Annotated in this window: 27 protein-coding genes; 18 read left to right on the forward strand and 9 right to left on the reverse strand. The window is 42.1% G+C overall.

What is annotated here, in order from left to right; translation table 11 throughout:
• Window positions 1–147: 147 nt before the first annotated feature.
• From BM126_RS07325 to BM126_RS07340, 5 genes are all read left to right on the forward strand, one after another.
• Entirely contained in the window at window positions 148–1,374 is a 1,227-nt protein-coding gene (locus tag BM126_RS07325; RefSeq protein ID WP_090988889.1) for an NAD(P)/FAD-dependent oxidoreductase, read from the forward strand.
• Window positions 1,375–1,628: 254 nt separating this feature from the next.
• Window positions 1,629–2,111 carry an NUDIX domain-containing protein gene (locus tag BM126_RS07330; protein ID WP_090988890.1) on the forward strand — a complete coding sequence of 161 codons (483 nt, stop codon included), beginning with the start codon at window positions 1,629–1,631 and terminating at the stop codon, window positions 2,109–2,111.
• Between the two features lie 151 nt (window positions 2,112–2,262).
• Window positions 2,263–2,385, forward strand: coding sequence for a YuiA family protein (locus tag BM126_RS22245; protein ID WP_177201346.1), 123 nt, complete (start codon window positions 2,263–2,265; stop codon window positions 2,383–2,385).
• A 198-nt stretch (window positions 2,386–2,583) separates the two neighbouring features.
• On the forward strand, window positions 2,584–2,907 hold the full coding sequence (locus BM126_RS07335; protein WP_071350238.1) for a YuiB family protein: 324 nt from the start codon (window positions 2,584–2,586) through the stop codon (window positions 2,905–2,907).
• 411 nt (window positions 2,908–3,318) lie between these two features.
• Window positions 3,319–4,020, forward strand: coding sequence for a 3D domain-containing protein (locus tag BM126_RS07340; protein WP_090988978.1), 702 nt, complete (start codon window positions 3,319–3,321; stop codon window positions 4,018–4,020).
• An 87-nt stretch (window positions 4,021–4,107) separates the two neighbouring features.
• Here the strand turns inward: BM126_RS07340 and BM126_RS07345 are convergent, their stop codons facing one another.
• Window positions 4,108–4,917, reverse strand: a complete 810-nt coding sequence (locus BM126_RS07345) for a cobalamin-binding protein (protein WP_090988891.1) — start codon at window positions 4,915–4,917, stop codon at window positions 4,108–4,110.
• Between the two features lie 91 nt (window positions 4,918–5,008).
• Window positions 5,009–5,491 carry a divergent PAP2 family protein gene (locus tag BM126_RS07350; RefSeq protein WP_071350236.1) on the reverse strand — a complete coding sequence of 161 codons (483 nt, stop codon included), beginning with the start codon at window positions 5,489–5,491 and terminating at the stop codon, window positions 5,009–5,011.
• Window positions 5,492–5,799: 308 nt separating this feature from the next.
• On the opposite strand from BM126_RS07350, the gene BM126_RS07360 reads away from it, so the two are divergent.
• A complete protein-coding gene (locus BM126_RS07360) occupies window positions 5,800–7,299 on the forward strand; it encodes a leucyl aminopeptidase (protein ID WP_090988893.1) in 1,500 nt (499 codons plus the stop codon).
• A 202-nt stretch (window positions 7,300–7,501) separates the two neighbouring features.
• Here BM126_RS07360 and BM126_RS07365 read toward each other — a convergent pair whose 3' ends face one another.
• Complete coding sequence (locus tag BM126_RS07365) at window positions 7,502–7,906, reverse strand: YuzC family spore coat inner layer protein (RefSeq protein ID WP_090988894.1); 405 nt, start codon at window positions 7,904–7,906, stop codon at window positions 7,502–7,504.
• A 179-nt stretch (window positions 7,907–8,085) separates the two neighbouring features.
• Between BM126_RS07365 and BM126_RS07370 the strand changes: the two genes are divergently transcribed.
• Both BM126_RS07370 and BM126_RS07375 read left to right on the forward strand, forming a co-directional pair.
• Window positions 8,086–8,475, forward strand: coding sequence for a hotdog fold thioesterase (locus BM126_RS07370; RefSeq protein ID WP_090988979.1), 390 nt, complete (start codon window positions 8,086–8,088; stop codon window positions 8,473–8,475).
• Between the two features lie 128 nt (window positions 8,476–8,603).
• Window positions 8,604–9,161: a DUF5366 family protein gene (locus BM126_RS07375; protein ID WP_090988895.1), complete on the forward strand. Its 558-nt coding sequence runs from the start codon at window positions 8,604–8,606 to the stop codon at window positions 9,159–9,161.
• Between the two features lie 28 nt (window positions 9,162–9,189).
• Here BM126_RS07375 and BM126_RS07380 read toward each other — a convergent pair whose 3' ends face one another.
• Window positions 9,190–11,067 carry a transglycosylase domain-containing protein gene (locus tag BM126_RS07380; RefSeq protein ID WP_090988896.1) on the reverse strand — a complete coding sequence of 626 codons (1,878 nt, stop codon included), beginning with the start codon at window positions 11,065–11,067 and terminating at the stop codon, window positions 9,190–9,192.
• Window positions 11,068–11,433: 366 nt separating this feature from the next.
• On the opposite strand from BM126_RS07380, the gene kapD reads away from it, so the two are divergent.
• Window positions 11,434–12,057 carry a 3'-5' exonuclease KapD gene (gene kapD, locus BM126_RS07385; RefSeq protein ID WP_090988897.1) on the forward strand — a complete coding sequence of 208 codons (624 nt, stop codon included), beginning with the start codon at window positions 11,434–11,436 and terminating at the stop codon, window positions 12,055–12,057.
• 41 nt (window positions 12,058–12,098) lie between these two features.
• Here kapD and BM126_RS07390 read toward each other — a convergent pair whose 3' ends face one another.
• Window positions 12,099–12,485: a kinase-associated lipoprotein KapB gene (locus BM126_RS07390; RefSeq protein ID WP_090988898.1), complete on the reverse strand. Its 387-nt coding sequence runs from the start codon at window positions 12,483–12,485 to the stop codon at window positions 12,099–12,101.
• 394 nt (window positions 12,486–12,879) lie between these two features.
• Between BM126_RS07390 and BM126_RS07395 the strand changes: the two genes are divergently transcribed.
• Window positions 12,880–13,473, forward strand: coding sequence for a peptidylprolyl isomerase (locus tag BM126_RS07395; RefSeq protein ID WP_090988899.1), 594 nt, complete (start codon window positions 12,880–12,882; stop codon window positions 13,471–13,473).
• Between the two features lie 103 nt (window positions 13,474–13,576).
• Window positions 13,577–13,837 carry a hypothetical protein gene (locus tag BM126_RS07400; RefSeq protein WP_371261416.1) on the forward strand — a complete coding sequence of 87 codons (261 nt, stop codon included), beginning with the start codon at window positions 13,577–13,579 and terminating at the stop codon, window positions 13,835–13,837.
• A 9-nt stretch (window positions 13,838–13,846) separates the two neighbouring features.
• Here the strand turns inward: BM126_RS07400 and BM126_RS07405 are convergent, their stop codons facing one another.
• Entirely contained in the window at window positions 13,847–14,638 is a 792-nt protein-coding gene (locus BM126_RS07405; protein WP_090988900.1) for a DUF817 domain-containing protein, read from the reverse strand.
• Window positions 14,639–14,786: 148 nt separating this feature from the next.
• Here BM126_RS07405 and BM126_RS07410 point away from each other — a divergent pair, with 148 nt between their 5' ends.
• From BM126_RS07410 to BM126_RS07425, 4 genes are all read left to right on the forward strand, one after another.
• Window positions 14,787–16,370, forward strand: a complete 1,584-nt coding sequence (locus BM126_RS07410) for an ATP-binding protein (protein WP_090988981.1) — start codon at window positions 14,787–14,789, stop codon at window positions 16,368–16,370.
• Window positions 16,371–16,386: 16 nt separating this feature from the next.
• Entirely contained in the window at window positions 16,387–17,070 is a 684-nt protein-coding gene (locus BM126_RS07415; protein ID WP_090988901.1) for a response regulator, read from the forward strand.
• A gap of 438 nt (window positions 17,071–17,508) precedes the next feature.
• Entirely contained in the window at window positions 17,509–18,801 is a 1,293-nt protein-coding gene (locus tag BM126_RS07420) for a CitMHS family transporter (protein ID WP_090988902.1), read from the forward strand.
• A gap of 298 nt (window positions 18,802–19,099) precedes the next feature.
• Window positions 19,100–19,849, forward strand: a complete 750-nt coding sequence (locus BM126_RS07425; protein WP_090988903.1) for a TraR/DksA C4-type zinc finger protein — start codon at window positions 19,100–19,102, stop codon at window positions 19,847–19,849.
• 39 nt (window positions 19,850–19,888) lie between these two features.
• Here BM126_RS07425 and BM126_RS07430 read toward each other — a convergent pair whose 3' ends face one another.
• On the reverse strand, window positions 19,889–21,058 hold the full coding sequence (locus BM126_RS07430) for a MalY/PatB family protein (protein WP_305728151.1): 1,170 nt from the start codon (window positions 21,056–21,058) through the stop codon (window positions 19,889–19,891).
• Between the two features lie 141 nt (window positions 21,059–21,199).
• On the opposite strand from BM126_RS07430, the gene BM126_RS07435 reads away from it, so the two are divergent.
• Complete coding sequence (locus BM126_RS07435; RefSeq protein ID WP_090988904.1) at window positions 21,200–21,460, forward strand: DUF1871 family protein; 261 nt, start codon at window positions 21,200–21,202, stop codon at window positions 21,458–21,460.
• Window positions 21,461–21,497: 37 nt separating this feature from the next.
• Here the strand turns inward: BM126_RS07435 and BM126_RS07440 are convergent, their stop codons facing one another.
• Window positions 21,498–22,331, reverse strand: a complete 834-nt coding sequence (locus tag BM126_RS07440; protein WP_090988905.1) for an alpha/beta fold hydrolase — start codon at window positions 22,329–22,331, stop codon at window positions 21,498–21,500.
• 579 nt (window positions 22,332–22,910) lie between these two features.
• On the opposite strand from BM126_RS07440, the gene yugI reads away from it, so the two are divergent.
• Window positions 22,911–23,315: a S1 domain-containing post-transcriptional regulator GSP13 gene (gene yugI / locus BM126_RS07445; RefSeq protein WP_071350220.1), complete on the forward strand. Its 405-nt coding sequence runs from the start codon at window positions 22,911–22,913 to the stop codon at window positions 23,313–23,315.
• A gap of 430 nt (window positions 23,316–23,745) precedes the next feature.
• Here the strand turns inward: yugI and BM126_RS07450 are convergent, their stop codons facing one another.
• Entirely contained in the window at window positions 23,746–23,979 is a 234-nt protein-coding gene (locus tag BM126_RS07450; RefSeq protein WP_090988906.1) for a DUF378 domain-containing protein, read from the reverse strand.
• Between the two features lie 137 nt (window positions 23,980–24,116).
• Here BM126_RS07450 and BM126_RS07455 point away from each other — a divergent pair, with 137 nt between their 5' ends.
• Window positions 24,117–25,280, forward strand: a complete 1,164-nt coding sequence (locus BM126_RS07455; RefSeq protein WP_090988907.1) for an iron-containing alcohol dehydrogenase — start codon at window positions 24,117–24,119, stop codon at window positions 25,278–25,280.
• Window positions 25,281–25,387: the final 107 nt, after the last annotated feature.

Raw genomic sequence — 25,387 nt, forward strand, 5'->3', positions numbered from 1 at the left:
ATTATGTGAATTTTTCGAATAAAACCACCTGGCCTCTTCATGCTTTAGTGAATACATTCACAAAAAAAATTTGTATTTTTATCACTATTGTTCGTGCAACCTGTAAATGATAAGTACAAGGTAAACAGAAATAATAGTAAAGGTGAAGTGATACCCTTGAACAAACCAAGAATCGTTATATTAGGGGCGGGCTACGGCGGTTTAATGACGGTTGTCCGCCTGCAGAAGGCGTTAGGTGTCAATGAAGCGGATATTGTCCTGATTAATAAACATGATTATCATTATGAAACAACCTGGCTGCATGAAGCCTCGGCAGGTACCCTGCATCCAGACCGGGTGCGGTACGATGTTAAAAGCGTCATTGATAAAAATAAAGTAGATTTTATTAAAGGCACTGTGACAGAAATGAAGATTGCAGATAAAAAAGTCATCCTTGAGGACAGGGAAGTTTCTTACGATTATTTAGTTGTATCTCTGGGGGCTGAAGCCGAAACATTCGGTATTCAAGGCCTAAAGGAACATGCTTTCGCGATTACGAATGTAAATGCTGCGAGGCAGATTAAAGAACATATTGACCTGCAGTTTGCGACATTCCATGCAGAGGAAGAAAATAAGCTCGAGCGCCTGACGATTGTGGTTGGAGGGGCCGGCTTTACGGGAATCGAGTTTCTTGGCGAATTGGCCAACCGCATTCCCGAGCTATGCAAAGATTATGATGTAGACTTCCGCCATGTACGGGTAATTTGTGTGGAGGCTGCACCAAGCGTTCTGCCGGGCTTTGACCCTGAGCTGGTAGAATATGCGGTACAATACCTTGAGAAAAAAGGCATTGAATTTATGATTGGGACTCCTATAAAAGGGTGTACTCCGGATGGAATCATCGTTGGCAAGGGAGAGGAAGAGGTCGAGGAAATTAAGGCAGGGACAGTTGTCTGGGCTGCTGGAGTACGCGGAAGCTCGATTATTGAAACCTCCGGAATCGAGGCTGCCCGCGGCCGTGTGAAGGTAAACCATGACCTGAGAGTCCCTGGGCATGAAGATGTCTTTATCATTGGAGACTGCAGCTTGGTCATTAATGAAGAAATAAACCGGCCATATCCGCCGACTGCACAGATCGCCATGCAGCAGGGAGTAGCGGTGGCAAAGAATCTGACTAAACTAATCCGTAATGAAGATGATTTGATTTCTTTTAAACCAGACATCAAAGGTACGGTATGCTCACTTGGGGAACACGATGCAATAGGTGTGGCATTTGGCAAAAAAATGGCAGGAAAGAAAGCTTCCTTTATGAAAAAAGTAATTGATAACCGTTCATTGTATATGATCGGCGGGGCCTCCATGGTCCTGAAAAAGGGCAAATTCAATATTTTTTAATCTGCCGCTTATAATTAGCTGAGGATAATTCACCTCTGCATTAAATGGGTATTGCTGAGTTAATGAAAGGCTGTTAAGGTTTTCCTTAATAGTCTTTTACTTTTAGCGGTAAGCTGATTTGCAGCCAATTGGTCATTCCTTGAGAATCAAGCAGGCGCGATGCAGCGGGAAGTTTTGAAGGCTGTGATTGTGGAACTGTGGAAGCAGACAGGATAAAAAGAAAATTAATTCAAATGGGGAGGGGCAATGAGCATATGAAAGAACGCGGTAAGAATGTATGGCTGGCTGTTTCAGGCCTTGTCGCTGCAGAGGATGGAAAATGGCTTGTCGTCAATAAAAGATATGGTGGACTAAAGGGTGTATGGTCTCTGCCTGCCGGTTTTGTAAAAGAAAACGAAACAGTCGATGAAGCTGTTATCCGGGAGGTTTTGGAGGAAACAGGAATACAAGCAGAGGTAGAAGGATTGCTTGGGGTAAGAAGCGGCGTTATCGGCAATGAAATAAGCGATAATATGCTGATCTTTCTGCTGAAGCCACAATCCTTTGATGTAATTGCTCAGAAAGAGGAGCTATATGAGGCTAAATTTATAGATCCTGAAATTTTGATAAAAGAAGGCAAGCATTCAGTATTGCTTGAGCACCTTCTGTCTTATAAAAAAGAGCATATGCAAACCATTTTGGATGGAATTGATCCAGGGAGCCACTTTGGATACACTTCGTATAAATTATTTTTGTAATTTTCAGTAATTTTAATAAAGGATGAGCAAATGGAAGAAATGATACAATGTATCCGTTTACATAAAAGTATAATGTCCATTTTGGGGGTTTTCAATTTTTTTAATTCTTGATATATTATCAGAAAATTTAAAAAATAAAGGGGATCTGAAAATGAACAATAAAAATAATGAGTGTCTTTACTGTGCTGGAAAAGGTTATTTTCAATTGCTGCTTGGAGGATCTGAGACCTGTTCTTGCTGTCAGGGAAGCGGAAAAATAAAGGAACAAAAATAAACGGGCCCTTTGGAGCCCTTTTTTTTTGAAATTATATAGAAACTTTTTTACCTGATTCATATATTACGCAGTAAATCCGATGAAACCCATTTCTCCTTTAGTTGATTTTCTTGAATATACTGGCATTTCAGTTATTGACGGACAAACGTGCATTAAGTAAACTAAAATAGATGCTTCTTGTAGGGGGTCTTAAATAGAATGCGAATGCCGCTGCCGGTTTTAATCATATCCGTTGTTTTATTTTTTGTATTATTTTTTGGAATCGGCTTTTTGCTTAATATGTTGTTTCGTTCCTCATGGATTATGGTCATTATTTTCCCAATAATAGCAATTTTCATTGTCAATGGTGCAAAGCTAATACAGTATTTCAGAGAACCTGGTACAGTATTTGGACAGATGGGCGGAAAATTTTCTGCACTGCAGTCTGCAGACATCATCATTTTGGCAAGCGGCCTCGCGGGGGCCATTTTAGCAGGGTTCATTATTAAATTATTAAGAAATAAAGGGTATCAAATGTTCTAATATCGAACAGGCTGTGTCAGATGACAGCCTGTTTTTTTCTTGTCTGAAAAATAAATGCCATAAAGATTTTATAAAACAATCGCGGATAATATTCTCCGCTTCATGCCGTCCTCCTGCATTCAAGGCGCTTCCGCTTTTTATGTAATCCAGCTTCAGTGCCTAGCCCCTCGAGGTCATAAGCCACATAAGAATTTAAGGCAAAAAGCGCCTTCTATTCTTATGTGGCTTATGCTGGTCGGAGGCCACCAGGACGGTGGTCACAAAGACGTTGCCACAGAACGTGGCGTTCGTAGTCTTTGATCCTCTGAGAGGCACTTCCGCTTTTTCTGAAAAAAATGTTTCCCTATTTTATGCATACTTTTCCTTTTTTCGGGAAAGAAATATGAAATGAGAGGAGTGAAATATTTTTATATGACAAAAATTAAAAATACAGCTAAAAGAGCGGGAATCATCCTGCTTTTTGCAGCAGCGCTTCATGCTACCTTCTATCATATTACAGGTGTGGATGCTAAAATAGCAGATTTGCTGCCGGAAACGAGCTCTGCCTATCACAGCACATCATGGAGCAAAGCTATGGACTTAGGTACACGCCCGCAGAGTAACTCTTTGCATCCTGCATATGGTGCAGCACCCAAGGTTTTATCCAGCATGGAAAATGTGCAGCCGCAGTCTATTGAAAGCAAAATGAATTTTTCACAATATCCTAAAGCGAAGGTTAAGGCAACTGGGTATACGGCAGGATACGAATCCACCGGAAAAAACCCTGGAAACCCTTCATATGGCATTACATATTCCGGAGTTAAAGTTAAAAGAGACCTATACTCCACGGTTGCTGCTGATTTAAATGTCTTTCCCGTCGGAACCATCCTTTGGATTCCAGACTATGGATATGGGGTAGTGGCAGATAAAGGAGGGGCTATAAAAGGCAACGAACTGGATTTATTTTATGATACGGTAGAAGAGGTTTACAGCAACTGGGGAAAGAAAACACTGGATGTTTATATCATAAAGAAGGGTGACGGAAAGCTGTCGGAGAAACAGCTTACAAACCTGAACGAAAATAAAGAGCTGCAGGTTTTCCGCCAGCAATTTACAGGGAAATCAATGCACTAAAAAGCATGACATACATAACGGAACAAAACAGAAGCAAACACTGAGGACATTTAGCCTCAGTGCTTGCTTCTGTTATATTATAAACTCTTATTGCAGCGCGCCTTTAGAAGACGTTAATAGTGGAAATTCATTTGGATGCAAAAGTCCTGCAAGCTTGTGCAGACCCTCGAGGAGCCGAGGAGACGGCCTGCAGTACAGAGGCTCTTCCAATATGAATATGTTATTGTTCTTCACTGCCTGGAGTTCTCCCCAGCCCTTCCGTTTTTTAACAAGATCTGGCTTTACCTTCTTTTCAGGCACGCCTACCCATGCAAGGCAGATGTAATCAGGGTCGTGCTGAATGACATCATCAGAGGTCACTTGTACACTTGCAAGCTCAATGTTCTCAAAAATATTATAGGCACCTGCCAGCCTTGAAATTTCCGTCAGCCAGTTAATGCCGCCGGGCGTGAATAATGGATTTGGCCACCATTCCCAGTATAAGGAGGGCTTATGCTTAATTTTGCTTGCGGCCATGCGGAATTCCTCCAGTGATGCAAGGAATTGCCCGGCTCTTTTTTCTGCATCCTCCTTCATTCCCAATGCTTCACCGAGGACAATTAAGTCGTTGGCTATATCATCCAGAGACTGAGGATTGAAGATGATATGGGGAATGTTCCTTTTCTCCAATTCCGCGATGTTTTTTTCCATTCCAGGCACACTTAGCGAGGCAAGGACAAGATCGGGATTTAAAGCTTCCAGGCGATCCATGCGGATGGATAAGTCTGGCCCGAGCTTAGGAAGGCTTTGCAGATGTTCTGGCCAATCAGAATAATCATCAAGGGCTATCAGCAGGTCATCTGCACCCAGATAAACGCATAGCTCTGTATTGCTTGGACATATTGAAATGATTTTCATGCTCTCACCTTCCAATAAATGAAATGGCTCTCTGATGCAGTTGAAATGAGCCCTGCAGATTAAATAATAGCAGAATATGCCATGTGAAAGCCTATCCCTGGAATAAAAGCATATTAAGAATAAGTGCAACAAATATGCCGGACAATCCGCCAAAGAACACTTCGATAGGCTTGTGGCCAAGCAGCTCCTTCAATTTCCGCTGCTTTTGTTTTTCCTCTTTCTTCTGCCAATTCTTTGCTTCTTCTACAAAAGTGTTGAAATCTGCCACAAGACGATTCAATACCACCGCCTGTTCGCCAGCCTGCCGCCTAACGCCTGTTGCATCGAACATCGTAATAATGGCAAAAACAGCAGCCACAGCAAATGAAGGAGAGTCAGGTCCGGACTCTATTCCTATGGCAGTTGCCAGCGCTGTAACGGCAGCGGAGTGGGAGCTTGGCATGCCGCCTGTAGAGGTAAGCAATGACCAATCCATTTTTTTAAAAGCAACGAAATGGATGGGAACCTTGATGAACTGTGCGAAAAATATGGCAACCAAAGATGATATTAAAGGGAAATTAAAAAAAAATTCCAAGCTTATTCGCCTCATTTCTTTTAATAATGTTAATGGTGGATTCACATTGGCCGTGAGAAAGCTTTTTCAGACGGCAGAATTTATTGATTCAATAAATGAAGCCAAATTCCTTCTTAAACTGCCAAAATTGTCATTGTCATATGTTCTTTGTTCTCCAGTTTGCAAGTCTTTAAACATTTCGCCGGCAAAAAAAGCATGTATTCACAGCGGCGGCCAGTTACAGCTGCTTTTCTTTCATCCTTAACATTCGAAAAATATCGATAACTTGGATATAATGGAGAGAGACAATATGAGAGGGGAATGACAGAATGTTTAATGTCCTGAATGAGCTCGATTTAAATCAAAGCCAGGAATGTCTGCTGATCGGAGTTTTTGATAAACCTGCCAGACTTTCAGGTGCCGCTGAAATTGCGGATCAGAAATTGGAAGGGCAGCTTTCGGAATTATTAAAATCCGGAGATGTCTCCGGAAGGAAAAAAAGCATTGGCAAAATACATACATTAGGAAAAATTGGTGTGAAAAGGCTAGTATTCATCGGTTTAGGCAAAGAAAGTGAACTGACTTTCGAAACACTTCGCGAGGCATACGGAAGAGCTTTTAAAAGCCTGAACGGAAAATTCACTTCCCTTGCTGCAGACCTTGATACCTTTACCTCTGAGAAAATTAGCGCACTTGACGCTGCACATGCATTAAGTGAAGCTCTTGCGCTGTCAACGTATGAATTTGAGGGGTATAAGCAGAAATCGAATGCTGCTGTAAAAACACTGCATTCCTTTAACGTTTATACAAAGGAAGACTCTGAGGAAATTCTTGCTTCCCTGACAGTTGGCCATGTTTTCGGTAAAGCTACAAACTCGGCAAGAACACTTGTCAATCTGCCAGGAAACCTTCTAACATCAACCGATCTTGCGGATTATGCGGCAGATCTTGGCGGGCGCTACGGATTTGAAATTGAGATTTTGGAAAAGGATGAAATGCTTGAGCTTGGAATGGGCGCACTTTTAGCGGTCAACCAGGGATCTGTTGAACCTCCAAAAATGATTGTTTTAAAATATCAGGGAAAAGAAGAGTGGAAGGATGTTATTGGGCTTGTCGGAAAAGGTATTACCTTTGATACTGGCGGATACTCTTTGAAAACGAAAACAGGTATTGTCGGAATGAAAACAGACATGGGAGGCGCTGCAGCTGTTCTTGGCGCCATGGAGATTATCGGCGAGCTAAGACCAGAGCAAAACGTTGTAGCTGTCATTCCATCGACAGACAATATGGTCAGCGGAAATGCCTTTAAGCCAGACGATGTTATTACTTCAATGAGCGGCAAGACCATTGAAGTCCTGAACACGGATGCGGAGGGACGGCTGGTGCTGGCTGATGCAGTCACGTATGCAAAGCAGCACGGAGCGGAATATCTGGTCGATGTTGCCACACTGACTGGCGGTGTTATCACAGCGCTGGGAAATGATATGACAGGTGCCATGACTAATAATGAGGAATTTTTTGAACAAGTGCTTGAGGCCTCATTCGAAGCAGGTGAGCCAATGTGGAGACTTCCTATTACGGAAAAAGATAAAGAACGTGTAAGAGGAAGCCGGATTGCAGATCTCAATAATTCACCGGGCGCTGCAGGGCACGCAATTATGGGCGGGGCATTTGTCGGTGAATTCGCCGAGGACACTCCGTGGGTGCACCTTGATATTGCCGGCACTTCAACAGCAAACTCTTCATCTGACCTTGGTACAGCAGGTGGAACAGGTGTCATGACAAGAACACTTGCCTTGCTGGTGGAAAGATTTGAGTCGAAAAAATAAGGGTATAATGCCTGCAGTTTGTGAATGAAGCGCCTAGCCTCGAGGTAATAAGTCATCTCCGGATTGAAGGCAAAGTGCGCCTTCTATTCGGAGACGCCTTATGCTGGTCTAAGGCCCCCAGGATGGGGGTCACAAAGACGTTGCCGCAGGACGCGGCGTTCTTAGTCTTTGATTCACTAAACAGGCGCTTCCGCTTTTTTTGTTAGAAATTCATCCATTTTATTCTTAATATAATGTGGCAGCAGCCTTCTTGGGCATTTGCTGTTTTTGGATGGAAGTCCAGGCGGATGCCGTCAGGTGAGAAGAGGATGTCTGGAGAAGTTTGTATACCCGTCCTTAAAATCAGTTTGCGTACTTCGTTCATGTCGGAAGACTGGGCGGCAGACATGATTTTCTGTGAAAGGGCCCTGGAGTGCGTTAAAGATGAAAGCAGTTTTTCAGCATCTCTCAACAAGGCCAGGGAGACATTTGCAGACTTTATAAACATATCCGGGTTTGTCATGTTAAATTGCCTGTCTGCTGCAACAGGGTATGAATAAGGAGATAGATGCAGATAAGATGGATGCTGATAATAACCGGGATAATAAAAATAGGGTATATTCCCCATGTCCTTTCCTCCTTGGCGTATGACTGATTAAGACAGCAGCAATTCGAAGTGTTCTGCCTATAAGGTATGAAGGCTAAAAGGTTTATATGTTCCTAATGTATGCGAAGACTTATGCAGCAGAGATATAAATTTGTGCAGCATCAGGAAATTCCCATAAAAAAGGAGATATGATAATGGAAATGAATTTGAAGGATACTCTAATGACGTCGCTTGGTATTGAAATTATGGAATTATCACAAGGCAAGGTCATTGCGACAATGCCTGTAGATAAAAGAACCTGGCAGCCATATGGTTTGCTTCATGGAGGAGCTTCCGTTGCACTGGCAGAAACAGTAGCAAGCGTCGGGGGATTTGAATTAGTGGACCAGGCCAGTGAAGCGGTTGTCGGGCTTGAAATTAATGCGAACCATATAAAAGGAAAAAAATCAGGAATTGTAACCGCAGAAGGAAACCTGCTTCACAGGGGCAGGACCACTATGGTGTGGGATATTAAAATTCGTGATGAAGAGGAAAATCTAATTTGTGTTTCAAGATGTACCTTGGCTGTTATTAAAAGAAAGCTAGAGTAGAGCAGTCCGGACTTTAGAATGTCTGCCATACCAGCAAGAAGGGGATAGGCAAGCCGGTCTTAGCCGGCTGTTAAATGCAGCATATTCATCACGGATTGCCCAAGCAGAAACAGAGACGGAGAGACAGAATGAAGAACACCTATTTAATCGGGCATTTTCCGCTGATATCCATCATTCTTTTCAGTCTTTCATTTGGCTTATATGGTGAAATGGAAGCATTGATATTGATTCAAAAGATTGGCATTTATAAAGGAATGCTTGAGTTTCTTTCAAAGGCAGAAATAAAGCTTGCTCTTTTGCTTGTTATATTTTTACTGTTTTTTATGCTATTTTCCGCATTGAAACTGATATCAGATACTGCTATTGAAGTTTCCCTGCTGTTTTTTTCGAAAGATTCCGATGGAAATGGACTAAAGAGAATACGCATGGCTGCCGTTATTTTTGCGGCAGGTGGCGCTGTTTCACTTGTGAGTGTTCAATCCATTACAGGATTAGCGGCCATTTTTCTGGGAACCGCTTTTATAGCTTTTATTTATTTTGTTTTTGCGGTCAGTCCGAATTTAAGCATGCCCGGAATGATCGGATTGATTTTCTTTCACACAATCATTTGGGCATTATTCATTTTGCTTGTCGCTTATTCATCTCTAAAGCTCTATAACAGCATCATGAACAGCCTGCCGATATAAAAAAATAAGCAGGCAAAAAGGGCATCGATTATTCGAAGCCCTTTTTGCTTTTTATAAGCTTGTTGATATCCTTCCAAATCATTAAATGCGGGGCAGAGGGCTGAAGGGCAGCCAGACCTGCAGGGCGGTCTTTGCCTACCCAGACGCCTGTTGTGTAATCTTCTGTAAGCCCGACAAACCACATATCCTTGACTCCGTTTGTTGTTCCTGTTTTCCCGCCTATGTAGCTAGAAGGAATATAGGCTTTTTTTGCAGTCCCATTAACGGTTACCTCATGAAGCAATTCCCGCATCTTTTTGACGGTGTCCCTGTTCCAGACAACTGCTAAATGGTCGTTCCACCTATAAAGTGTCTTGCCGGATTTATCAGTTACGCTTGTAATGGCTCTGGCCGGCTGATAGTTCCCATCCGTAAAGCTAGTATAAGCATCCGTCAGCTCAAGGGGACTGGTGCCATAGGCGAATCCTCCAACAGCAGCTGTTAATCGGCGGTCAGCAGCTGTCACTTCTTTAAAATGAAAAGGTTCAAGATGGCGGAAGCTTCTCTCTATCCCATTTTTCTCAAATAATCGGATGGCAGGGGTATTATAGGATTCGGCAAATGCTTTTTTAATGGTTACCATTCCATAGCTTTTCCGAGTATAATTTTTAGGGCAATACCCATTTTTGCAATAGTCCGCACCGCTTACCATGTCAGCAGTGGCAGCATGAGAATCCTCAATATATGGCGCATATACCAGCAGCGGCTTAATGGCTGAACCCGGCTGGCGAAAACTTTGGTAGGCTCTGTTGAAAGAATTAATTTTATAATTCTTTCCCCCAATCAAAGAGACAAGCCGATGCGTATTATGCTGTATGACCGCTGCAGCTCCTTCTGCTCCAGAACCGGCCAAGCGTGTTTGAACAGATTGCCGGGCTCGTTTTTGGACAGCAGGATCAAGAGCTGTATGGATGGTTATACCGGATTGCAGAAGCAGCGTGACTTTTTTGGACAATTTTTCATTTGCTTCTTTTCTTGCTTTAGAGTCATGGCTTTTGAGTTTTTCTGACAGCCCTTCCGACTGTGCGACCAATTGGCTGAGCTCCTGAAGGGCGTAGACGGTATAGTCAGGATATAATGATTTAGGTTTGCTGATATCCAGTTTAATTTTTTCATGGATGGCTTTTTGGTATTCAGCCTTTGATAGCTTGTTTGCCAGCAGCATTTGCTTTAGAATCCTTTCCTGCCGCTTTTTTGTAAGCTGGTAGTGTGTCAGCGGATTGTAAAGGGTTGGATTATTAGGAATAGCTGCCAGGTAGGCAATTTCTGCCTTCGAAAGCTGATTCAGAGGCTTGCTATAATAAAATTGGGATGCAGCTTCTATTCCATAGGAGCCATTTTGATAATATATAGCATTGATATATAGCTCGAGAATTTCACTCTTTGTCAATTTTTTTTCAAGCTGCCAGGAATATAAAAGTTCTGTCAGTTTCCTGTTATACGTTTTTTCCTGAGAAAGATAAAGATTTCTTGCGAGCTGCTGTGTAATGGTGCTGCCGCCCTGGCTGAACGAGTCATGCTTGGAGTTTACGAGTATCGCCCTGCCTATGGCAAGTGCATCCACACCAGAATGCTGGTAAAAGCTTCGATCCTCAATGGTAATGAAAAGCTGCTTAAGGAATTCAGGAATGTCTTTTTGGGAAAGATAGATTCTTCTTTCTGCATTGCTGATTTCCAATATGGTTTTTCCTGTATCATCAGTCATGTAGCTTGTTTGAGGAATAGTGATGCTTTTATAATTCACCTTTTTATCAAGTAACTGCTCCACACTCTGTGCATGTGTCCACTCATTGACAGAAATGACCAGAAGGATGTATAAAAAAGGTACTAGCATTAAAATAAAAATATAGCCTAGGATCGTGCGCATACTTATACTTCCAATCTAATATATTTTGGGTATGGCGTAGGGCATGCCAACAGACTTTCAAAGCTGTGCAGTTATATCAAACCCATTTGTTTTATCGGCTTCGATGAGTGCTTTTTCACAAAATAAGGGATATTGCGCCAGAAAAAACAAATAAAAAACGCAGATTGCTGTGTAAGCCCTTTTATTAATAAAGACTGTGGTTTCTGCACTTTGCTGATTGAAACGGAAATCAGAATGAGCGTTTAATAGAGCTTTAAAAAAAGTAAAAAAATTTCAAAATTTTCTGCTATAATTTGAATAAGCATTTTGGAAACAAGCTTGTTTGTCAGTATATTTAAACAAAGCATAAAAAAGGAGGCTTTGAAGATGAAAGACCAGGTTCAGTATTTATTTATCGATTTTGAGTTTACAATGCCGGAGGGAAGGGCGAATCCACAAGGCTTTTTTGCGGAGATCATAGAGGTCGGTTTTGTTACAGTTATGGGTGAAGAGATGAATGATCAATTTTCTTCGTTTGTTGCCCCGGTAAAGTTCCCGCAGCTTACAGAACGCTGTAAAAATTTTCTTCACATTTCACAGGAGCAGGTGGAGCAGGGAATGTCTTTCAATGAGCTTGTTTCATTGTTAAGCAGCTATGAGCAAAAGTGTCCGACAACTGTCGTGACATGGGGGAATATGGACATGAAGGTGCTTAGGCAAAGCTGCCAGAGGAATGGAATAGAATTTCCGTTTAAGGGGAAATTGATCGATTTGTCTATGGAGTATAAGCGTTTTTTTGGAGATCAAAATCAGACAGGTTTGTGGAAAGCTGTACAGGCATATGGAAAAGAAGGCACTGGAAAGCATCACCGTGCATTGGATGATGCCATAACCACATATAACATTTTTAAACTGGTTGAAAAAGATAAAAGCTATATGAAAAATCACCAGCCGACAACGATTGGGGAACGCATTGATTTATCCCAAGTCTTGAATAATCTTGCATTATAAAAGCCAAATCACTATCACTGATTTGGCTTTTATTGTTTCTTTTATTTGAAGTAATCCCCTTCAAGATCCTCGAGCATTTCAAGGCTTTTTTGATTCCACTCCGTTTTGTCTTCCGATAATTTATTTTTCATTGCTGTCACGGCTTCTTTTAGTGATTCAGTATAATCCGGTATTTCTCCTTCGTAATGCCTGACCATGTTCATTGGAACATTGGTCTGTTCCCTATAGGCGAGGGAACGTCTTTGATGGAACATGGCTACTTCTGTTTGCTTCGGATTGTGAAGGTCACCTTGCATGGGATGCTTGGAAACAGCCATGACCTTTACCAGATATGCCTGCGGGCGGATAGCGGTTATTTCACCGATATATTTTCCTGTTTTATATATGGCGGTTACACGGTCGCCAATTTGAAAATCCTGATCTGTCATTTTCTTTCCTCCTTGGAAAAATGCGCTTGATATACACTATCATACATAAAATAGGCCTGCTTTTACAGCGTGGTCTTTTTCTGCGCTCTACTTAGGCGCTTGCGCTTTTTATTAATCCAGCTCCAGCGCCTAGCCTCTCGAGGTCATAAGTCACGTAAGACGAGAAGGCAAAGAACACCTTCTCGTCTTACGCGGCTTAGGGCCCCCAGGGATGGGGGTCATGAAGACGTTGCCGCAGGACGCGGCGTTCTTAGTCTTTGTTCCGCTCCGCTAGCTAAACAAGGCGCTTGCGCTTTTTATTGATTCGTGTAAAGTGTACATTGTAAGGAAATGATTAGTAGAAGGTTAACTTTCATTATCGTATGGAAGATATATAGGAAAGAAGGAATGTACAATGGTTCATTATCCGCAATTATCGAAAGAGTTATCTGAAAATGAAAAAGCAGTTGTGATGGAAACTTCCCAGGGAAGCATTAAAATTAAGCTTTTCCCGAAGCAGGCGCCAAAAACTGTGGAGAACTTTATTACTCATGCCCAAAATGGATACTATGATGGTGTTATTTTTCACCGTGTCATCAAGGACTTTATGATTCAGGGCGGAGACCCTGATGGAACTGGCATGGGCGGCGAGAGCATTTGGGGAGATACTTTCGAAGATGAATTTTCCATGGAGCTTTTCAATCTCCGCGGGGCGCTTTCTATGGCTAATGCGGGACCGGGTACAAATGGAAGCCAGTTTTTTATCGTCCAGGCCCAAAATGTGGACAGCCGGATGGGTGAGCAAATGAAACAGGCCGGCTATCCGGAGGAAATTATTGAAGCTTACATGAAACAAGGAGGAACACCGTGGCTTGATCACAAGCATACTGTATTCGGCCAGGTGATTGAAGGCCTGGAAATCGTAGACAGCATTGCGAACTTCCCCACTTTAAACGGTGACAGACCTGTAGAAGACATTATCATTAAGTCCATCAAAGTACTGGGATAATAAAAAGAACGCAAGCATATTTATTGCTTGCGTTCTTTTTACTATAAGCAGCGCAAATACCGCCTAAGAACTTGTGTGGTTGGTGCGGAGAGATACTGATATAATGGAAGAAGGAAATTTCGGACTATTCGGAAAGGAATGCAATGACATGAATATTACAGAATCAGTGCTTGCTTTATTTCTTTATTTTCCAAAAGATAAATCTGAGTATATCCCTGCAGCCATTACATCTGTGATCTTTGTAATTGGTGCTGTGCTCACGATGAAACTTATTATCTCAGTCTCAAAGAAAGAAGCTTTAAAAACGAAGCACTTGGAAGAAGAGCTTCTTAAGAAAAATCAAATCAGTGATGAGCTGAAATAGCTCTAACCTTTATATACTAGTTTTTATCTCTGTTAAAACTTCCTCTTTTTGCTTTACGTGTTTAAGAATTGCAACTATCAGAAAGCTTACAATTACCAGCAGCAGCCAGGAGCTTATCTTGCTGAATGAAACAAGATGCCATGCCTTCTGCTGGTCTGGATATTCCCAGGCGCCAAAAAAGGTAGCGATGTTTTCGGCAATCCAGATGAAGAATCCGATTAAGGCGAAAGAAAGGGCAAGGGGCATTTTGTATAATTCGCCATCGGCCCTGAACGACACATATGTGTTAAAAAAAAGCAGGACTACAAGAGCTGTAAGCACCCAGCGGAAGTCAGGCAGAAAGTGATGGGTAAAGAAATTCAGATAAATCGCCCCGGCCAGTATAAGCACCCAATCAGTGCGGGGCCACCGGAGCAGCTTCAAATCCAGCCTGCGCCATGCCTGGCACATGTAGCTTGCGACACTGGCATACATAAATCCGCTATAAAGCGGGACGCCATGGAATTTTGTCCAGGCACTTTCAGGATATGCCCATGAACCCATGTGCACCTTGAACAATTCCAGAGCAAGCCCAATGATATGAAACAGGATGATGACCTTAAGTTCATCCAAGGTTTCAATGCCTGTGAGGACAAGCAGGACTTGGGCAGACAGGCAGACAAGCAAAATAAAGTCATATCGGTGTAGGAATGGGAAGGGGAGAACTTTGGATATTGCCAAAGTCAGGAATATGATAGCAGGAAACAAGCAGGACCAAGCCTGCTGATAGGCAAAACTCCATAAATTTTTAATTACAGTCATAAAACGGCTCCTTCCAGCAAAATGGAATAATTAAAGAATATACGTTAAAGGGACTTTTGAATAGAAAAAAATACCGTGAATACTTCTTGCAGACAATCCTGTTTCTTGCATTAGTAAAAATGGCAGTTAAGATGTGGAGGGATATGGGCTGAAGGCGCTAAGAGTATCATTGCAGATAAAAATACTGGGGCTTGTTCTATCCCTGGGGCTTCTGCTTATCATTATTTTCACAGGATTTTTCAGTTACATGGAGAGCAGCCAGATAGAAGAGAGCAAAGGAAGGCTGGCACTGGAAATTTCGAAAACGGTTTCAATTATGCCTGATGTCATCCGGGCTTTCCATAGCAGTGATCCTTCCAAAACCATTCAGCCTCTTGCTGAAAAAGTCAGGAAAAAAACTGGAGCGGAATTTATAGTAATCGGAAACAAGGATGGAATCCGGTATTCCCATCCCCTTGCAGCGGAAATCGGAAAAAAAATGAGGGGCGGAGATAATGAGAGGGCCATCACTAAAGGGGATTTTTATGTATCGAAGGCAAAAGGCTCACTCGGACCATCTCTTAGAGGAAAGTCTCCCATCTTTAATCAAAAGGGACAAGTAATCGGCATCGTTTCCGTAGGCTTTCTGCTGGAGGATATTAATAAACAAATTACAGAAAACATTACAAAGGTCTTGTTTGTCTCTCTTTTTGCCCTCTTAGTCTCCATCATTGGAAGCATAGTGCTTTCAGGGAATATCCGCAGAGATACATTAGGCTTGGAGCCTTATGAAATTGCTTCTCTTTACAAAGAGAAAAACGCAGTTCTTCATGCCGTGAAGGAAGGGATACTTGCCATCAATAAAGAGGGATTCATTACGATGATGAACCAGCCTGCCAAAAGGCTGCTTCATATTAAGGGATCTGTCCGCCATATGAAAGCTGACCGATTATTCCCGTCTGATCATCTTTATGAGGTTCTAAGCTCCGGAATTCCGGCGATAGATCGGGAAATTACATGGAGAGATAAGACAATTATTGTGAATAGTACCCCTATTTTTGAGAATGGGGGAATGAGGGGAGTTGTCGCTTCCTTCCGGGATAAAACAGAAATCGAACAGATGGTCAATACGCTATCTGAAGTAAAAAGATATTCAGAGGACCTTAGAGCCCAAACACATGAATTTACCAATAAATTATATGTGCTGTCCGGCCTTTTGCAGCTTGGGGAACATGATGAAGCCCTCAAAATGATCCAAAACGAAACGAATATACTGCAATACCAGAATTCGGTAGTATTCAATCAGGTTAAGGATATAAAAGTCCAGGCGATTTTGCTGGGCAAATTAGGAAAGGCCTCGGAAAAAAAGCTGAATTTCCATGTAGTTCCGGACAGCCATTTAGAACCGCTGCCAGATCATATCAAGCTTTCCAATTTAATTATCATCCTCGGGAATTTGCTGGATAATGCCTTTGAGGCAGTGTTTGGAAAAGAAGATGGGGAGGTCTCGTTTTTTGCTACTGATATTGGCAAGGATATTATTTTTGAGATATCTGATAACGGCAAGGGAATGGGGCCTGAAGAAAAGAGTCATCTTTTTGAGAGGGGATACACATCGAAGAAGGGAAGCGAACCAAGAGGCTATGGGCTTTCAAATGCTGAAGAAGCGGTTAGGGAACTAGGCGGGATGATTGAGGTGCAAAGCACGGAAGAAAGCGGTACTGATTTTATCGTGTATCTTCCAAAGAAATGAGCAAGGAGGCAGAAATATGCAGAAAATCAAAGCGGTTATCGCAGAGGATGACTTTCGGATTGCTGATATTCATGAGAAGTTTCTTGAGGATTTCGATGAAATCGAGGTAGTTGGAAAATCTCTGAACGGAAAAGAGACCCTTCAGTTATTGAACTCAAAAAATCCCGGTCTGCTGCTGCTTGATGTGTACATGCCGGATGTGCTGGGGACAGAGCTGCTTGCTGAGATACGCGAGAGATTTCCGGGAATTGGAATTATCATAGTGACAGCGGCCGCAGATAAAGTATTTCTGGAAAAAGCCTTAAGCTACGGAATTGAAAATTATCTGATTAAGCCTGTTAGCAGAGAACGTTTTAATAACATCATACAAGAGTTTCTTCATAAGCATGCTCTGATGGAATCCGGACAGGAAGTAGATCAGAGGTATATTGATCTATTATTTTCCAAAGGGAAACGGGAAGTACCAGGCACTTCCGAAGTCCTGCCGAAAGGAATTGATGAGATCACTCTTGGGAAAGTAAAGTATGTTCTGCAGACACAAAGAAATGGCTTATCTGCTGAAGAAGCGGGCAAGGAAATAGGGGCTTCAAGAACAACAGCCCGCCGCTATCTTGAATACTTAATTTCAGTTCAAGAAGGGAAGGCCGAAGTGGTGTACGGGATTGTAGGAAGGCCGGAAAGAAAGTATTATCCTGTTTAAAAGGCGAGGTTCAATAGAACCGGCCTTTTTTAGTATATAGGATGGCTGTTGAATCACATCCGGGCGGGGAGCTCTTGGGGGAAGGCTGCTGTTAAACTTGCGTGCCCCATGCTGTGGCCCTAAGAATGCGAATCACAAAGACGCTGCCGCAGGACGCGGCGTATTTAGTCTTTATTCCTCTAACCAAGGCGCTTACGCTTTACTTGTTATCCAGCTTCAGCGCCTAGCCTCTCGAGGTCATAAGTGAATTGAAGGCAAAGAGCGCCTTCTATTCTTGCGCGCCTTATGCTGGTCGAGGCTAACCAAGGCGCTTACGCTTTAATTGTGAACTTTATGATCAAAATGGTTTTAATTTCTTTTAATTATTTTAATTTGTAAACGCTTACAAATTTGAGTGTTTTTATTACACTGAATGTATAAGTCAGGGGAGGGATATGGATGCTTGCTTTACTTGGATTTTTAATGATTCTTCTATTTATGGTTTTAATCATGACGAAACGGTTATCTGCGATGGTTGCGCTGATTGCGGTGCCAATCATATTTGCCCTGATAGGGGGATTTGGGAAAGAAATAGGCCCAATGGCGCTCGAAGGAATTAAAAGTGTGGCGCCTACTGGAATCATGATTCTGTTCGCTATTCTCTTTTTTGGGATTTTGATTGACGCAGGTGTATTTGATCCCATCATTTCAGCTATCCTTAAGATAGTAAAAGGAGATCCAGTGAAGATTGCAATCGGAACTGCAGTGCTTGCACTTATGATTTCTCTTGATGGAGATGGAACCACAACTTATATGATCACCATTTCAGCCATGCTGCCATTATATAAACGAATAGGGATGAAGCCCCTTGTCCTGGCAGGGATTGCGGTTTCTGCATCCGGAGTGATGAATCTCCTTCCTTGGGGAGGGCCGACTGCCAGGGCCATGACCGCCCTGCATTTAGAAATGCATGATATCTTCACTCCAGTCATTCCATCGATGATAGCGGGGATTCTGTTTGTGTTATTCATGTCCTATTGTCTTGGCAGGAAAGAACGGAAAAGGATAGGGGTTCTTCAAATCGATTTCCGTACAACTGCGATGCAGGCTGCTGCTGCTGAAGGGCCTTCCTTGAAAAGGCCGAGACTGATTGCTGTAAATTATTTGCTGACAATTGCATTACTGGCTGGATTGATTAAAGAACTGCTTCCGGCGCCAGTATTGTTCATGGCCGGATTTGCTATTGCTATCATAATTAATTATCCAAAACTAAGTGATCAAAAAGAAAGGGTCTCACATTACGCAGATAATGCATTGTCTGTCGTTTCCATGGTTTTTGCTGCAGGGATTTTTACCGGGATTCTTTCAGGAACCAAGATGGTAGATGAAATGGCCAATACAATGATTACACATATCCCAGATGCTTTTGGATCGCACTTTGCATTAATTACAGCCATCATTTCGGCACCTTTTACCTTTTTCATGTCTAATGACGCATTTTATTATGGCATCCTTCCATTAATTTCGAAGGCAGCAGCAGGCTATGGGATTGATCCCGCATTTATCGGGCGGGCATCGCTACTCGGGCTTCCGGTGCATCTGTTAAGCCCGCTTGTGCCGTCCACATATTTATTGGTAGGTATGGTAGGCGAGGATTTCGGCGATCTGCAGCGTTCTTTCCTCAAATGGGCATGCGGTTCGGCTGGTATCATGATTCTTGCTGCCATTGTACTTTCTATCATCCCTTTATAATCCTAAGAAGCTGTTTCACTGGCCCATGTAAGGCCTTTGAAGCAGCCTCTTTTTATTTTATCTTTGGCTCCACATGGTGTTTGTTCTAAAGCGTGATTTGAAAGAGGTTTTGCCCTATTTTTAGGTGAAGCGAAATCCAGACATTTATGATATTTGGATATGAATGCAATTGTAAAAAAATCCCTTCATGAAAGAATGAGAGACGGAAAATACTATGTAATAGAAATGCTGTCAAGTTCACTTCTCAAATGTCACTTGCTGATTTATAGATCAGGGGTAAGGAAAGGATGTTGCAAAAATGCTCTCCAAAAGACAAACCGAAATATTTAAAACGAATCTGCAAAACCTAAAGAAGGATCTGGAGGACAGATTAGAGGCAAATGGGGATCTGAACTTGAATGAAGATCATCCGCATGCTTCAACGGGCGAGCTATCGAGCTATGACAATCATCCCGGAGATGAAGGCTCTGAACTTTATGAACGGGAAAAGGACATCGCTTTGTACGAGCATTACCAAAACGAAATCAAAGACATTGAGGGTGCACTGCAAGCGATTGATGAAGGGGCCTATGGTACGTGTAAGGTCTGTTCTGGTGAGATTCCTGTTGAAAGATTGGAGGCTTTGCCTACGACTCAATTTTGTATAGCGCACAGTCCTTCACAGGATACCTCCCATAACCGCCCGGTAGAGGAGGGTGTTTTAATGCCACCTTTCGGGAAATTTGAAAAAGATGAAGAAGATGAAAATGTAGCATATGATGCGGAAGATTCCTGGCAGGATGTCGCAAGCTACGGCACTTCAGAGTCCCCTTCGGATTTTGCAAGGCCTCCTGGCCATTATGATGACATGTATGTGGAATCAGAAGAAAATACCGGCTATGTTGAGGATTATGAAAACTTTGCCGGAACTGATATAGAGGGGAAAAATGTTACGGTATATCCTAATTCCCAGCATGAGCAATACGAAGATCTTCTTGATGAACAAGGTACCATGACAAGCTTTGGCGATCTGCCTGCATATGAACATGATCCTTATACAGAGGATTAAAAAGGAAAAGTGTGAAGAGAGGTCTTCACACTTTTTTGATTATGCTAATGCGGTTTTTAACCGGCTTAGGCCGTCAAGCAGCATGCTTCGCGGACAGCCGATGTTCATCCGGACAAATTCTTCTCCGCCCGGTCCGTATTTTTCGCCTGGTTCTAGTGCAATCTTGCCCTTTGAAATGAGCCTTTCCTGGATGCTTTTGCCGCTCAAGCCCAGCTTCCTGCAATCTATCCATAATAGGTAAGAGGCTTCTGGGTGGATGCATCTTAATTGCGGCAGCTCACTTTTAATGAATTCCTCTGCAATCCGGATGTTTTCCTGCAGGTAAGTCAGCAGGGAATTCAGCCAAGCTTCTCCGTGAAGGTAGGCGGCTTCAGTGGCAGTAAGTGCAAACAAATTTAAACCGTGAAAGCCATTTTTGTGCTGATATTCATTTAGGCGATTTTGAATGAGGGTATTGCTGCATATGATTAACGAAGACTGCAGGCCGGCAATATTGAATGTTTTGCTTGGTGCCATAAGTGTAATGACATTTTCCGTGAAGCGGGCATCAAGGGAGGCAAGCGGCAAATGGGTGAGACCGGAGTGGCTTAAATCACCATGTATTTCGTCAGAAACCACTAAAGCCTGATATTTTAGGCATAGTTCGCCAATTTTCTGAAGCTCCGTCCGGCGCCAAATTCTTCCTCCGGGGTTATGCGGACTGCAAAGCAAGACCATTTTGACACCACTTTTAAGCTTTTGCTCAAAATCTTCAAAGTTAATCTCATAATGATCTTCAATTAAAGAAAGCTGGTTATTTACGACGGTCCTATTATTATTTTTTATCATATCAAAGAAAGGTGTGTAGACGGGAGATTGAATCATAACTTTATCTCCTGGTTCTGTCAGAGCATTGATTGCAGTGCCAATCGCAGCGACGATGCCCGGGCTAAAGGTAATCCATTCTTTTTGGATGGTCCAGCTGTGCCGCTTTTCCATCCAATTTATAATAGAAGTATATATGGATTCTGATGGCGCTGTATAACCGAACACTGGGTGCTTAATTCTTGAAATGAGCGCCTCCTGGACTTCAGGGGGAGAAGGGAAATCCATATCTGCTACCCACATTGGAAGCAAGTCCTTGGCACCAAACAAGATTTCTGTTTTATCCCATTTTACTGATCCTGTATTCCTTCTTTCAATCATGCTTTCAAAAGTATTGTATTCCAATATCGTTCACCGCCTATGAATTTGATTTAAATATAATTACTTTTTTGCCTGATCATTATTCGGCCTCTGACTGGAAATGAAATTATGTGTTACTATATATCATAACAAGAACTCAGGAAATTTTTAAGCAGGTGATAACAAATGGAAAATCAGCAAATGAATATAGAATTGGTTGCCGCTCTGCAAAACTGGGATCCCTTTCAGCTTGGAGAGGACTTTTATGAAACGGAAATTGCCGACGTACTCATAAGCATGCGGGAATGTACAACCAGTTTGCAGCTTGCAGAAAAGATTCAGGACATTTACGAATTTTCTTTTGAAGAAGTTTTGGATATTGAGAAATGCCAGTCGATGGCCAGCCATCTTTTTTTTATTAAAAATAATGCAAGCTGTTCGATATAAGGCAACACGGCTAGGAAGCAAATTCCTTGCCGTGTTTTTATTTGGCGTCCAAAAAGAAATCCCTCATATAACGATGAACCATTTCCGGCTGTTCTTCCGGAAGCAAATGCCCGGTATCTTTTATTACAATCAAGGATGAATTAGGCAGATCGCGATGAAGCCTTTGTCCAATTGTTAAAGGAACTACTTTATCATGTTCACCCCAAATCAGGAGGCATCTTGTCTGGATATTATGCAAATCCTGTTCTGCAAGATCTCCTTCCCGGTCTCTCAGCATTTTTGCCAGTGCCTTGAATATCTGATTATCCAAAAATGGTGTGAGATAGCCTGTGCGCATATCATCATCGATTAAATTCTGGTTATATACGACATTCTGCAGATTCTTTTCGATTCCCGTTTTTTCAAGCCGGCGCCGGACAAGATACGGAAAAAAAGGCAAATGACTTATATATTTAAGATGCCGCTGAGCTCCCGGCAAGTAACTGGAAGAACATAAGAGAACGGTATCTGAAATGAGATCAGGCCGGTTTTTCATCACATACATGGAAATCTGCCCGCCCATGGAGTGGCCGGCCAGGCAGCAGGATTTCACACCTTCCGCCTCAAGGTATTGAATGACCGTCATAGCCAGATTATTGCAGGAATATGTAAATGAAGTGGATTTCCCGCTCTGCCCAAATGGAGGGAGGTCAATGGATATCACTGTAAAGTCGTCCGCCAGGTATGGAATGAGACGCCTGAAACTGAAGGAGGAAGAAAGAAACCCGTGCAGCAGGACAAGTACAGGGGCACTGCTGCTCTGCTCAAAACGCTCGACATATAGTTCTGTGCCATTAATATTGTGTACTGACTTTTCAATGTTAAGCGCCATTATAATTTCTCCTTATCACTGTTTTCCTTATTTTACCCATTATGATATAACGTATGGCCGTAAGTTTATTTTTTTTTTGGCTTAAGGCATGAATGAAGCGGAACAGATGGGGAGAAGCTATAGGCGCAGTAGGAATTATAATAGGCCGGTTATGCCTCTCCCTGTGAGCAGCTTGTGCAAACAGAAAAAAAGGCTGCCCATTACAGGCAGCCTTCAAAAAGGGGGAATACTTGAAAAGCATTCATACAGCAAGCGCGGCCGTATTAAATGTTTCCGGCTCAAATAAGCCTTAAAAGTCTTACAATCATTATGACCGCCCTTTTTAAGGAATATACCTGCTTAGACAGAAATAAAAGCCAAGAATGTATGCAGGGTTTAAGAATGGCTGAATGGTGGAAATTACTTTTTGTAGCCTTTTCCTCTTTTTTTTGTTATGGTGAAGGAGATTATGAGCCAGTGAAAATAATTGCTGATCTGAAAATGTCATCAATATCCATTTTGATAATTTTGAAAATGTATGATATAATTTTATATTGCGTGAAAAAGAGGAAAAAATATATTTTATTTAGGAGTGTTTCCATGTCTGAAAAATACGAAGTTGGTAATGTTGTTGCAGGTAAAGTGACAGGCATCCAGCCATACGGTGCTTTTGTTGCGTTAGACGATTCTACACAAGGTCTTGTTCATATTTCTGAAATTACTCACGGATATGTAAAAGATATCAACGAACATTTAAAAGTTGGCGATGAAGTACAAGTTAAAGTACTTTCAATCGACGAAGCTGCAGGAAAAATCGGATTATCTATCCGTGCAACTGAAGAAGCTCCTGAGCGTCCGGCTGCTCCAGCTAAAAAAGCGCCTAAAAAACGCCAGGCAGCTGTTAAAGCTACAACAAACGACTCTGGTGAAGGCTTTAACACATTAAAAGATAAGCTTCAAGAGTGGATTGACCAATCTCAGCGCGAAGATTTAATTAAAAAATAAGAACCGCTGCAAGGCCGACAGGTATTTATCTGTTGGTTTTTTTTTTGCTTTATTGGAGACATTGCATCTGAAACCCCTGTTTTTTATGCGTGACGCGAAAGAATTCAGTACCTTTTAATAAAGAAATATCAAAAAACGAAAAAAAGAGGACCGCTCTGCATGAATCATTCCATAGCCGCTAACATCATCGTATGCAGAAATGGACATGAACAAGAAAACGATCCTCAATTTTGCCGAATGGGCATTTATACTGGTCTGTCTTTATAAACCATCAGCGGGAAAGAACTCCGCTGAAGGAAGTTTCACCTTACCCGACATTAACTGGCAGTAAGGCCCCAAAGTTAAGCACGAGGTGACTGCCAGTAAAAGTCCGATTGGTTCAGCTAACCTTCAGCGGAAAGAGCGCCGCTAAATGAAGTTTCACCTTATCTTATCTTTCGGTTCTGGCTTCTGGTTCTCTTGCAACTTCTGCACTTGGTTTGAAAAGAAGTCCAAGGTTGACAAGGCCGGCAATTCCCACCAAACCGTAAATGATTCTTGAAAGAGCAGAAGCCTGTCCGCCGAAAATGGCTGCAACGAGGTCGAATTGGAAGAAGCCGATAAGTCCCCAGTTAATAGCACCGATGATAGTCAGTACCAGGGCAGTTCTTTGAATACCACTCATTGTATTACCTCCTTGAAGAATAGTGTTCTAACTTATCTTTCTTTTTCTCCAGTGAATCTATACATAAAAACATTACAAACGGATGTTTTGTATTTTGAGTCCTTTTTAGGCATAATGAAAAAAAAGGAGGTTGCATGATGCAAAATTTCACTTATAAAAATCCTACAAAATTAATTTTTGGCAAGGGACAAATAGAGCAATTAAAAAATGAGATTCCTGCTTATGGAAAGAAGGTTCTTCTTGTTTATGGAGGAGGAAGCATTAAAAAAAGCGGTTTGTATGATAAGGTCATTGCAGAATTAAACGGACTGGACATCGAATTGCATGAGCTTGCAGGTGTTGAGCCAAATCCCCGGATTTCTACAGTAAGAAAAGGTGTAGAAATCTGTAAAGAGCAGGGAATTGAATTTGTTTTGGCAGTAGGAGGCGGAAGTGTTATTGATTGCACCAAAGCTATCGTTGCCGGAGCAAAATATGATGGCGACGCTTGGGATCTTGTCATCAAGAAAGCCCCTGTTGAAGCTGCGCTTCCATTTGGAACAGTATTAACACTTGCAGCGACTGGATCAGAAATGAATGCAGGATCTGTTATTACAAACTGGGAAACAAAAGAAAAATACGGCTGGGGAAGTCCTCTGACATTCCCTCAACTTTCAATCCTGGACCCTGAGAATACATATACTGTGCCGAAAAATCAGACTGTATATGGAATTGTAGACATGATGTCTCATGTATTTGAACAATATTTCCATGAGGCAACAAGTGCTCCTCTGCAGGATCGTTTCTGTGAGTCACTTCTTCAGACTGTTATTGAAACAGCTCCGAAGCTGCTTAACGACCTGGAAAATTATGAGTACAGAGAAACAATCTTATATTCAGGAACAATTGCCTTAAATGGCTACCTGCAAGTCGGCTACAGCGGTGACTGGGCTACACATAACATTGAACATGCCGTGTCAGCTGTATATGATATTCCTCATGCAGGAGGTTTGGCAATTCTATTCCCTAACTGGATGAAGCATACAATGAAAGAAGACCCTACACGCCTCAAGCAAATTGCTGTACGTGTCTTTAATGTAGATCCTGAAGGCAAGACGGACGAGGAAACAGCTTTGGAAGGAATCGCTAAACTGCGTGAATTCTGGAGCAGCCTTGGTGCGCCTACAAGATTGGCTGATTATGACATCGACGATTCACAAATTGATGCAATGGCTGATAAAGCGATGGCAAATGGAGAATTCGGCAAATTCAAGGTTCTGAATCGTGAAGATGTTATGTCCATTTTACGCGCATCTTTATAAAAAATAGGTAAAAGGAAAGACAGCTCCACGGCAAGAATATTTACATTTTTAGAAAAAACGCCCAGTAGGGCGTTTTTTTGTTACTATTAAACAATAGCGATACCTCA

The sequence above is a fragment of the Bacillus sp. OV322 genome (genome assembly GCF_900112495.1).
Lineage (GTDB): Bacteria > Bacillota > Bacilli > Bacillales > DSM-1321 > Peribacillus.

Bases quoted from the DNA above. Each gene is read 5' to 3' on its own strand.
- BM126_RS07330 (WP_090988890.1), top strand. From the start codon at position 1,629: ATGAAAGAACGCGGTAAGAATGTATGGCTGGCTGTTTCAGGCCTTGTC.
- BM126_RS22245 (WP_177201346.1), top strand. From the start codon at position 2,263: ATGAACAATAAAAATAATGAGTGTCTTTACTGTGCTGGAAAAGGTTAT.
- BM126_RS07335 (WP_071350238.1), top strand. From the start codon at position 2,584: ATGCGAATGCCGCTGCCGGTTTTAATCATATCCGTTGTTTTATTTTTT.
- BM126_RS07340 (WP_090988978.1), top strand. From the start codon at position 3,319: ATGACAAAAATTAAAAATACAGCTAAAAGAGCGGGAATCATCCTGCTT.
- BM126_RS07345 (WP_090988891.1), bottom strand. From the start codon at position 4,917: ATGAAAATCATTTCAATATGTCCAAGCAATACAGAGCTATGCGTTTAT.
- BM126_RS07360 (WP_090988893.1), top strand. From the start codon at position 5,800: ATGTTTAATGTCCTGAATGAGCTCGATTTAAATCAAAGCCAGGAATGT.
- BM126_RS07365 (WP_090988894.1), bottom strand. From the start codon at position 7,906: ATGGGGAATATACCCTATTTTTATTATCCCGGTTATTATCAGCATCCA.
- BM126_RS07370 (WP_090988979.1), top strand. From the start codon at position 8,086: ATGAATTTGAAGGATACTCTAATGACGTCGCTTGGTATTGAAATTATG.
- BM126_RS07375 (WP_090988895.1), top strand. From the start codon at position 8,604: ATGAAGAACACCTATTTAATCGGGCATTTTCCGCTGATATCCATCATT.
- BM126_RS07380 (WP_090988896.1), bottom strand. From the start codon at position 11,067: ATGCGCACGATCCTAGGCTATATTTTTATTTTAATGCTAGTACCTTTT.
- kapD (WP_090988897.1), top strand. From the start codon at position 11,434: ATGAAAGACCAGGTTCAGTATTTATTTATCGATTTTGAGTTTACAATG.
- BM126_RS07390 (WP_090988898.1), bottom strand. From the start codon at position 12,485: ATGACAGATCAGGATTTTCAAATTGGCGACCGTGTAACCGCCATATAT.
- BM126_RS07395 (WP_090988899.1), top strand. From the start codon at position 12,880: ATGGTTCATTATCCGCAATTATCGAAAGAGTTATCTGAAAATGAAAAA.
- BM126_RS07400 (WP_371261416.1), top strand. From the start codon at position 13,577: ATGGAAGAAGGAAATTTCGGACTATTCGGAAAGGAATGCAATGACATG.
- BM126_RS07405 (WP_090988900.1), bottom strand. From the start codon at position 14,638: ATGACTGTAATTAAAAATTTATGGAGTTTTGCCTATCAGCAGGCTTGG.
- BM126_RS07415 (WP_090988901.1), top strand. From the start codon at position 16,387: ATGCAGAAAATCAAAGCGGTTATCGCAGAGGATGACTTTCGGATTGCT.
- BM126_RS07420 (WP_090988902.1), top strand. From the start codon at position 17,509: ATGCTTGCTTTACTTGGATTTTTAATGATTCTTCTATTTATGGTTTTA.
- BM126_RS07425 (WP_090988903.1), top strand. From the start codon at position 19,100: ATGCTCTCCAAAAGACAAACCGAAATATTTAAAACGAATCTGCAAAAC.
- BM126_RS07435 (WP_090988904.1), top strand. From the start codon at position 21,200: ATGGAAAATCAGCAAATGAATATAGAATTGGTTGCCGCTCTGCAAAAC.
- BM126_RS07440 (WP_090988905.1), bottom strand. From the start codon at position 22,331: ATGGCGCTTAACATTGAAAAGTCAGTACACAATATTAATGGCACAGAA.
- yugI (WP_071350220.1), top strand. From the start codon at position 22,911: ATGTCTGAAAAATACGAAGTTGGTAATGTTGTTGCAGGTAAAGTGACA.
- BM126_RS07450 (WP_090988906.1), bottom strand. From the start codon at position 23,979: ATGAGTGGTATTCAAAGAACTGCCCTGGTACTGACTATCATCGGTGCT.
- BM126_RS07455 (WP_090988907.1), top strand. From the start codon at position 24,117: ATGCAAAATTTCACTTATAAAAATCCTACAAAATTAATTTTTGGCAAG.